Here is a 9,398-nt window from a genome sequence, read left to right on the forward strand (position 1 = left end):
GATATTCGTTGGAAAATATTGCGGATCTTTGGAATGCAGCGCTGGGCAATATTGAGAAGAAGATAAGCAAGCCTAGCTTTGATACCTGGCTTAAGTCGACAAAGGCTCATGCCCTTCAAGGCGATCTGCTTGTCATTACCGCCCCCAATGAATTCGCACGCGATTGGCTGGAAGAGCGTTATTCTCAGTTAATCTCGGGAATTCTTTACGAAATCACTGGAGAAGAACTTTCGGTGAAGTTTATTATTCCGCAAAATCAAAAAGAGGAAAACCAAGACGAGCCAACACCTCCAAAAAGGGCAAAAAGAGACGATGATCACGCCGATTTCCCGCCAAACATATTAAATCCGAAATATACGTTTGATACGTTTGTTATTGGTTCTGGCAACCGGTTTGCTCATGCTGCCTCACTTGCTGTTGCAGAAGCACCGGCTAAAGCATACAATCCATTGTTTATCTATGGAGGCGTAGGTTTAGGGAAAACACACTTAATGCATGCGATCGGTCATTACGTTTTAGACCATAACCCGTCTGCAAAAGTTGTCTATTTATCATCGGAAAAATTCACAAATGAGTTCATTAACTCGATTCGTGACAACCGAGCGGAAAGTTTCCGCAATAAATATCGAAACGTGGATATCCTGCTAATTGATGATATTCAGTTTTTAGCTGGAAAAGAATCAACCCAGGAAGAATTTTTCCATACGTTTAATGCACTGCATGAGGAAAGCAAACAAATTATTATCTCCAGTGACCGGCCGCCAAGAGAAATTCCGACATTGGAGGACCGTCTGCGTTCACGGTTTGAATGGGGCCTAATTACCGATATCACGCCTCCGGATTTAGAAACAAGAATTGCTATTCTCCGGAAAAAGGCACGGGCAGAAGGCTTAGATATTCCAAACGAAGTGATGCTTTATATTGCCAATCAAATTGATTCCAATATTCGTGAACTAGAAGGTGCACTCATCCGCGTTGTTGCCTATTCATCGTTAATAAATAAAGACATCAATGCCGATCTGGCTGCGGAAGCACTGAAGGATATCATTCCAAGCTCTAAACCACGGGTGATAACGATCCTTGAGATTCAACGGATTGTCGGTGAGCACTATAGTATTAAACTTGAGGATTTCAAGGCAAAAAAGCGGACAAAGTCTGTCGCCTTCCCAAGGCAAATTGCCATGTACTTATCGCGCGAATTAACCGATCACTCTTTGCCTAAAATAGGAGAAGAATTTGGCGGACGCGATCATACAACCGTTATCCATGCCCATGAAAAAATTTCAAAACTCCTTCAAACAGATTCACAGTTCCAAAAGCAAATGAAAGAACTGAATGACCTGTTGAAAATCTAATATTATTGTGAATAACTTTTACCTATCTGTACACAGTCTGTCCACATGTGGATAGACTGTGTTTCTATTGATAACAGGTAGTTATCCACATACTAACAGGGCCTACTAGTACTTCTACTATTTTTTTAAAAAAATAATATTATATGTTCATGCTTTTAAAAATATGCTCACAAGGAGGATAAAAAATGAAATTTATAATCCAACGAGACCGCCTGGTGCAAAGTGTCCAAGATGTTATGAAGGCTGTAACTTCAAGAACAACGATTCCAATCTTAACGGGAATTAAAATTACCGCAGCCGCAGAGGGGGTAACCCTAACCGGAAGTGATTCAGATATCTCAATAGAATCCTTTATTCCTAAAGAGGAAGCTGGGGATGAAATTGTCGAAATCAAACAACCTGGCGCTATCGTACTTCCAGCTAAATTCTTTAGTGAAATTGTCAAAAAACTCCCTACTGATTCTGTGGAAATCGAGATCTTAGGATCACTACAAACCGTGATTCGTTCCGGGAAATCGGAATTTAACCTAAACGGATTGGATGCAGAGGAGTACCCTCACCTGCCGCAAATTGAAGAAAATAATAAATTTCATATTGCGACAGATCTATTAAAAGCAATGATCAGACAAACCCATTTTGCGGTGTCCACCTCAGAAACACGGCCCATCTTGACAGGTGTAAACTGGAAGATTGAAAATGGGGATTTAAGCTGTATTGCAACAGACAGCCATCGTTTGGCGCTCCGTAAAGCGAAAATTGAAACGGAAATGAATGAAAGCTACAATATCGTCATTCCAGGCAAAAGTTTGAATGAGTTAAGTAAGATTATTGATGACACAAATGAATTAATTGATATTGTCATTACCGAAAATCAAATTTTATTTAAAGCAAAGCACTTATTATTTTTCTCTAGATTGTTAGAAGGCAATTATCCTGATACATCTAGATTGATTCCAAGTGAAAGTAAAACGGAAATCACGGTTAATACGAAAGAATTCCTCCAGGCAATTGACCGTGCTTCCCTGCTTGCACGTGAAGGAAGAAACAATGTCGTTAAGTTTTCAACAATTACCGACAATATCATCGAAGTATCGTCAAATACCCCTGAGGTTGGAAAGGTTGTTGAAGAGATTCAAAGCCAATCAATCGAGGGAGAGGAATTGAAAATTTCCTTTAGCGCAAAATACATGATGGATGCCTTAAAAGCACTTGAAGGAACAGATATAAAAGTGAGTTTTACCGGAGCCATGCGTCCTTTTGTTATTCGTCCCCTGCATGACGAAACAATTTTACAGCTCATTTTGCCCGTCAGAACCTATTAAAATTAAGCTGTGTTAAAGAACATTGTTGATTTTGAACACAATGTTGATTGGAGTGGAAGGCGCGAGACTCCTGCGGGAGCAGCGGGACAGGTGAGACCCCGCAGGTGCTTTAGCGCCGAGGAGGCTCACCGCCCGCCCCGCGAACCGCTCGCGCCTGGAACGGAAATCAACATTCACTTTTAACACAGCCTAAAATTAAAGAATTCCTCCATTGCCGCCTTATACTGGCGGCTTGGTTTATTTTTAAAACAATTTCTTTTTAGTTTTCTTTGTATCTAAACGAATAGTTTAGTAAAATAAAGTATTGAGACCATTTTAGAAATGAGGGTGACGAGTGTGCCTGAAAAAATTAAGCTGAACACGGAATATATTACATTGGGGCAATTTCTGAAATTGGCTGATGTAATTCAAACGGGCGGTATGGCAAAATGGTTTTTAAGTGAACATGAAGTAGTAATAAATGGTGAACAGGACCAAAGAAGAGGAAGAAAGCTTCGTGCAGGCGACAAAGTCCAAATTGCCGGCTTTGGGGAGTTTGTGATAACCGAGTAGCTAAAGGATGTTTGCCATGTATATAGAAAAGTTAGCACTGCAAAATTACCGGAATTATCAAGAATTATTCATTGAATTCGAAAATAAAGTAAATGTCATCCTAGGCGAAAACGCCCAAGGAAAAACAAATGTGATGGAATCTATTTATGTGTTAGCGATGGCAAAGTCACACCGGACCTCGAATGATAAAGAACTTATCCGCTGGGACCAAGAGTATGCTAAAATAGAGGGCAGAGTTCAAAAGCAGCACAGCTCTTTACCGCTGCAGTTGGTTATCTCCAAAAAGGGAAAAAAGGCCAAATGTAACCATATTGAGCAGCAACGGTTAAGTCAATATGTCGGCAATATGAATGTGGTTATGTTTGCACCTGAAGACCTTAACATCGTTAAAGGCAGCCCGCAAATACGAAGACGGTTTATCGATATGGAAATCGGGCAAGTATCCCCTATTTATTTACATGATATGAGTCAATATCAAAAAATACTTCAGCAGCGTAATCATTATTTAAAAATGATGCAGATAAAAAAACAAACGGACCAGACGATGCTCGAAATATTAACGGAGCAATTTATTCAAACAGCCGTAAAGATTGTGACAAAAAGGTTTGAATTCCTCCGTTTATTGCAAAATTGGGCAAAACCAATTCATCAAGGGATCTCACGAGGGCTGGAATCACTGGAGATTACCTATAAGCCTTCAGTTGAGGTATTAGAAGGGCAAAATTTGTCGAAGATGGTAGCAAGCTTTATGGAAAAGTTTGCTAAGGTGAGAACAAGGGAAATCGAACGAGGTACAACCCTTTTTGGCCCTCATCGTGACGACTTGTTATTTTTTGTGAATGGCAGGGATGTGCAAACATTCGGATCCCAAGGTCAGCAGCGAACAACCGCCCTATCAGTCAAACTTGCTGAAATTGAATTAATCCACAATGAAATTGGAGAATATCCTATTCTCCTGCTTGACGATGTATTATCGGAATTAGATGATTATCGCCAATCCCATTTGCTTAATACCATTCAAGGAAAAGTCCAAACGTTTGTGACAACAACAAGTGTAGAGGGAATCCATCATCAAACATTAAAAGAAGCCTCAACATTTATTGTTGAAGCAGGTGCAATAGTAAAACGTTAATTGAGGTGGAGCATGTATATTCATATTGGGGAAGATTTGAACATACGGGCGAAGGATATCATTTCAATACTTGATAAAGAGAGTGTAAACCATTCAAACCTAATTGAAGAGTTCTTACAACGCCATCAAGCAAAGTTAGTTAATTTGTCCAAAAGCCCTTTTAAGTCGGTCATTATTACATACGACAAGGTTTATTTATCCCCAATTGCTTCTGGAACATTAAAGAAACGTTCAGCTCAAAGGAATATACAGGGATAGTCCTTTAAATATTTTTCATTGTAAATGGTGGCAGAAACACCATATTAGTTTTGTGAAGGTGCAGGTGAACAAGCATGACTATGGAACAAAAAGCAATCGAAGAAGAATCATACGGTGCCGATCAGATTCAGGTGTTAGAAGGACTGGAAGCTGTTCGAAAAAGACCTGGTATGTATATTGGTTCAACCAGCGGTAAGGGTCTCCACCACCTTGTTTGGGAAATAGTTGATAATAGTATTGACGAGGCACTCGCTGGCTTCTGTGACGAAATTAATGTCATTATTGAAGAAGACAACAGCATTACGGTTAAGGATAACGGCCGCGGGATTCCAGTCGGCATTCAGGAAAAAATGGGACGGCCTGCAGTGGAAGTCATCATGACTGTGCTTCACGCCGGCGGTAAATTTGGCGGCGGAGGTTATAAGGTTTCCGGCGGTCTTCATGGCGTTGGTGCATCGGTTGTAAATGCCCTTTCCACCGAACTTGAAGTTTACGTCCATCGTGACGGCAATATTCACCAAATTAAATTTGAACGAGGCGTTGTAGTTTCTGAGTTAAGTGTAATCGGAACTACTGACAAAACAGGTACGATTACCCACTTTAAACCAGACGGCGAAATTTTCACCGAAACATTGGAGTTTGAATATGACATTCTCGCCACTCGTCTTCGTGAACTGGCATTCTTAAATCGCGGCATCAAAATCACGATTGAAGATAAACGCGTCGAAAATAAACAAAATGAATATTACTACGAGGGCGGAATTAAATCCTATGTTGAGCATTTAAACCGTACTAAAGAGGTTATTCATGAAGAACCGATTTTTGTGGAAGGAGAACGTGACGGAATTAGTGTTGAAGTTGCCCTCCAATATAACGAGGGCTATACAGATAGCATTTACTCCTTCGCAAATAATATCCACACATATGAAGGCGGTACACACGAATCAGGTTTTAAAACAGCTTTGACAAGAGTCATTAATGATTATGCAAGGAAAAATGGCATATTTAAAGAAAATGATACAAATCTTTCAGGGGAAGATGTTCGAGAAGGGATCACAGCCATTGTGTCAATCAAACACCCTGACCCGCAATTTGAAGGACAAACGAAGACGAAGCTTGGAAACTCTGAAGTCAGGGCGATTACAGATACCGTGTTTGCGAGCACATTTGAAAAGTTTTTGTTAGAAAATCCAACTGTAGCTAGGAAAATTGTCGATAAAGGCTTAATGGCCGCACGTGCAAGACTTGCAGCCAAGAAAGCAAGGGAATTAACCCGCAGGAAAAGTGCATTAGAGGTTTCCAGTTTACCTGGGAAACTGGCTGACTGTTCATCAAAGGATCCTGCTGAAAGTGAAATGTATATCGTTGAGGGGGATTCCGCTGGCGGGTCGGCAAAACAAGGCCGTGATCGCCATTTCCAAGCCATTCTGCCGCTTCGAGGAAAAATTCTAAATGTGGAAAAGGCACGACTGGATAGAATTCTTTCTAACAACGAAGTGAGAGCGATGATTACTGCAATCGGAACAGGGATTGGAGAAGATTTTGATATCGCTAAGGCACGATATCATAAAATTGTTATTATGACAGATGCCGATGTGGATGGGGCACATATTCGGACGCTCCTTTTAACGTTCTTTTATCGTTTTATGAGAAAAATTATTGAAGCGGGTTACATTTATATTGCCCAGCCGCCGCTTTATAAAGTTCAACAAGGCAAACGAATTGAGTACGCCTATAATGACAAAGAGTTGGAGCGGATCTTCGCAGAGCTGCCGGCTGCACCAAAGCCTAATATCCAACGGTATAAAGGTTTGGGGGAAATGAACCCTGAACAATTATGGGATACAACGATGGATCCTGCGCAAAGAAGCATGCTCCAGGTTAGTCTTGAAGATGCCATCGAGGCAGATGAAACCTTTGATATGTTAATGGGTGAAAAGGTAGAACCGCGCCGTAACTTCATTGAAGAAAATGCACAATACGTTAAGAATTTAGATATATAACAATAGTGAAGGGAGGTAATCAATATGTCTGAAACATCCAATCCTCAAATTAAGGAGATTAATATTAGTCAGGAAATGCGTTCATCCTTCCTTGACTATGCGATGAGTGTTATTGTTTCTCGTGCCCTTCCAGACGTTCGTGATGGGCTAAAACCCGTTCATCGCCGTATTTTATATGCGATGCATGACCTTGGCATCCATGCGGATAAACCGTATAAAAAGTCTGCTCGTATCGTTGGGGATGTTATTGGTAAATATCACCCCCATGGTGACTCTGCAGTTTATGAAACAATGGTTCGAATGGCACAGGATTTTAACTATCGCTACATGCTCGTCGATGGCCACGGAAACTTCGGCTCTGTCGACGGAGACGGTGCGGCGGCGATGCGTTATACAGAATCGAGAATGTCAAAGATTTCAATGGAATTATTAAGAGACTTAAATAAAGATACCATTGATTATCAAGATAACTACGATGGTGAAGAACGAGAGCCAGTTGTACTGCCCGCCCGTTTTCCAAACCTTCTAGTTAACGGGACAACCGGGATTGCTGTTGGGATGGCGACAAATATACCGCCGCATCAGCTTGGAGAAGTCATTGACGGCGTTTTAGCTATATCCAAAGACCCTGAAATGACGATTGCAGAGTTAATGGAAATTATTCCCGGCCCAGATTTTCCAACAGCTGGGTTAATTCTTGGTCGAAGTGGTATTCGTAAAGCATACGAAACAGGCAGAGGATCGATAACTCTACGTGCAAAAGTAGTAATTGAACAAAAATCAAACGGTAAAGAAGTCATTATCGTTAATGAATTACCATATCAAGTAAATAAAGCGAAATTGGTTGAAAAAATTGCCGAATTAGCCCGCGATAAAAAAATTGAAGGCATTACAGACTTAAGAGATGAATCCGATCGTAAAGGGATGCGAATTGTGATCGAGGTTCGTAAAGATGCCAATGCCAATGTTCTTTTAAATAATTTATATAAACAAACAGCTTTACAAACTAGTTTCGGTATCAATACATTGGCACTTGTGAATGGACATCCAAAGGTGCTGAATCTTAAACAATGTTTGGTTCACTACTTAGACCACCAAAAAGTGGTTATACGCCGGAGAACCGAATTTGAATTGCGTAAAGCCGAAGCTCGTGCCCATATTTTAGAAGGCTTAAGAATTGCCCTAGATAATTTAGACGCAGTCATTACCCTCATTCGAAATTCACAGACAACGGATATTGCCCGTGAAGGCTTAATGACACAATTTAATCTATCTGAGAAGCAAGCACAGGCCATCCTGGATATGCGCCTGCAGCGTTTAACAGGATTAGAACGTGAAAAAATAGAGGACGAATTCCAAAGCTTGATGAAGCTTATTGCTGAGTTAAAGGCAATTTTAGCTGATGAAGAAAAAATCCTTGAAATTATTCGTGAAGAATTACTAGAAATTAAAGAGCGCTTCAATGATAAACGCCGAACAGAGATTGTAACCGGCGGGTTAGAAAATATTGAAGACGAGGATTTAATTCCCCGCGAAAATATTGTTATTTCGTTAACACACAATGGATATATTAAGCGTCTTCCGGTTTCCACTTATCGTGCACAAAGACGCGGAGGCCGCGGTATCCAAGGAATGGGAACGAATGAAGATGATTTCGTTGAGCAATTAATTACGACATCGACACATGATACGATTCTCTTCTTTACAAACAAAGGGAAGGTCTATCGTTCAAAAGGCTACGAAATTCCGGAATTCAGCCGTACTGCGAAGGGGATACCGATTATTAACCTTCTTGGCATTGAAAAAGGCGAATGGGTGAATGCGATCATTCCTATTGAGGAATTCGTGGATGATTGGTCGTTATTCTTTACCACAAAAGAAGGTATCTCAAAACGTTCTCCGTTAACATCATTCGCTCATATTCGGAACAATGGTCTTATCGCCTTGAGCCTGCGTGAGGGGGATGAATTAATCTCCGTTCGTCTAACTGATGGCAGCAAGCATATGATTATTGGTACAAAGAATGGCATGTTGATCCGCTTCCCTGAGACGGATGTAAGGTCGATGGGACGAACCGCAACGGGTGTTAAAGGGATTACCCTTGATCCTGGTGATGAAGTGGTGGGAATGGAAGTTTTAGAAGAGGATAATGATGTCCTGATTGTCACTAAAAATGGCTATGGTAAACGTACGCCTGCATCCGAATACCGTATCCAAGGACGTGGCGGTAAAGGAATAAAGACCTGCCATGTAACTGAGAAAAATGGCGTTCTTGTTTCAATGAGAGCTGTAACAGGTGAAGAAGATCTGATGCTGATTACAACTGGCGGGGTTCTTATCCGTATTGATGTAGCTGGAATTTCTAAGATGGGCCGGAACACGCAAGGTGTTAAACTCATCAGTATGAAAGAAAGTGAAAATGAATTTGTGGCAACAGTCGCAAAGGTGGAAAAAGAAGAGGAAGACCCACAAGAGACTGAAAACGGTGAGGAAGAAGTAATGCCAGTTGATGAAGGTCAAGATATCAACACACCAGAGGATGAAGAATAGGCAATATAAAGGAGCATACATATGTGTGCTTCTTTTTTTTTTCAGCTTTTAAAGTGTCATCAAATTTTTTAAAAATAATTATAGTAAAAGAATAAGAAACGTGTTGACTTTGGGTATTGCAGATGATATATTTATTAAGTCGCTTACGAGTGATGCGAGAAATTGTTCTTTGAAAACTAAACAAACAAAAACGTCAACAAACAATATTTTTTAGTTTTTTTATAAA

The 9,398-nt window shown here is 40.5% G+C and carries 7 protein-coding genes; all 7 read left to right on the plus strand.

All coding sequences use genetic code 11. From position 1 onward, the window contains the following. Positions 1-8 precede the first annotated feature (8 nt). A complete protein-coding gene (gene dnaA / locus AA980_RS17355) occupies positions 9-1,355 on the plus strand; it encodes a chromosomal replication initiator protein DnaA (RefSeq protein ID WP_024031037.1) in 1,347 nt (448 codons plus the stop codon). A gap of 185 nt (positions 1,356-1,540) precedes the next feature. Then, complete coding sequence (gene dnaN / locus AA980_RS17360) at positions 1,541-2,677, plus strand: DNA polymerase III subunit beta (protein WP_024031036.1); 1,137 nt, start codon at positions 1,541-1,543, stop codon at positions 2,675-2,677. 336 nt (positions 2,678-3,013) lie between these two features. Then, positions 3,014-3,229: a S4 domain-containing protein YaaA gene (yaaA, locus tag AA980_RS17365; protein WP_024031126.1), complete on the plus strand. Its 216-nt coding sequence runs from the start codon at positions 3,014-3,016 to the stop codon at positions 3,227-3,229. 16 nt (positions 3,230-3,245) lie between these two features. Next, on the plus strand, positions 3,246-4,361 hold the full coding sequence (gene recF / locus AA980_RS17370; protein ID WP_024031127.1) for a DNA replication/repair protein RecF: 1,116 nt from the start codon (positions 3,246-3,248) through the stop codon (positions 4,359-4,361). Between the two features lie 12 nt (positions 4,362-4,373). After that, entirely contained in the window at positions 4,374-4,619 is a 246-nt protein-coding gene (gene remB, locus AA980_RS17375) for an extracellular matrix regulator RemB (RefSeq protein WP_024031128.1), read from the plus strand. 80 nt (positions 4,620-4,699) lie between these two features. Beyond that, a complete protein-coding gene (gene gyrB / locus AA980_RS17380) occupies positions 4,700-6,622 on the plus strand; it encodes a DNA topoisomerase (ATP-hydrolyzing) subunit B (RefSeq protein ID WP_024031129.1) in 1,923 nt (640 codons plus the stop codon). 24 nt (positions 6,623-6,646) lie between these two features. After that, the gene (gene gyrA / locus AA980_RS17385) at positions 6,647-9,172 is read left to right on the plus strand and encodes a DNA gyrase subunit A (RefSeq protein WP_024031130.1); all 2,526 of its coding nucleotides are present in this window, start codon (positions 6,647-6,649) and stop codon (positions 9,170-9,172) included. Positions 9,173-9,398: the final 226 nt, after the last annotated feature.

Origin of the sequence: Neobacillus vireti (assembly GCF_001026695.1) — a bacterium.
Lineage (GTDB): Bacteria > Bacillota > Bacilli > Bacillales > Cytobacillaceae > Neobacillus > Neobacillus vireti.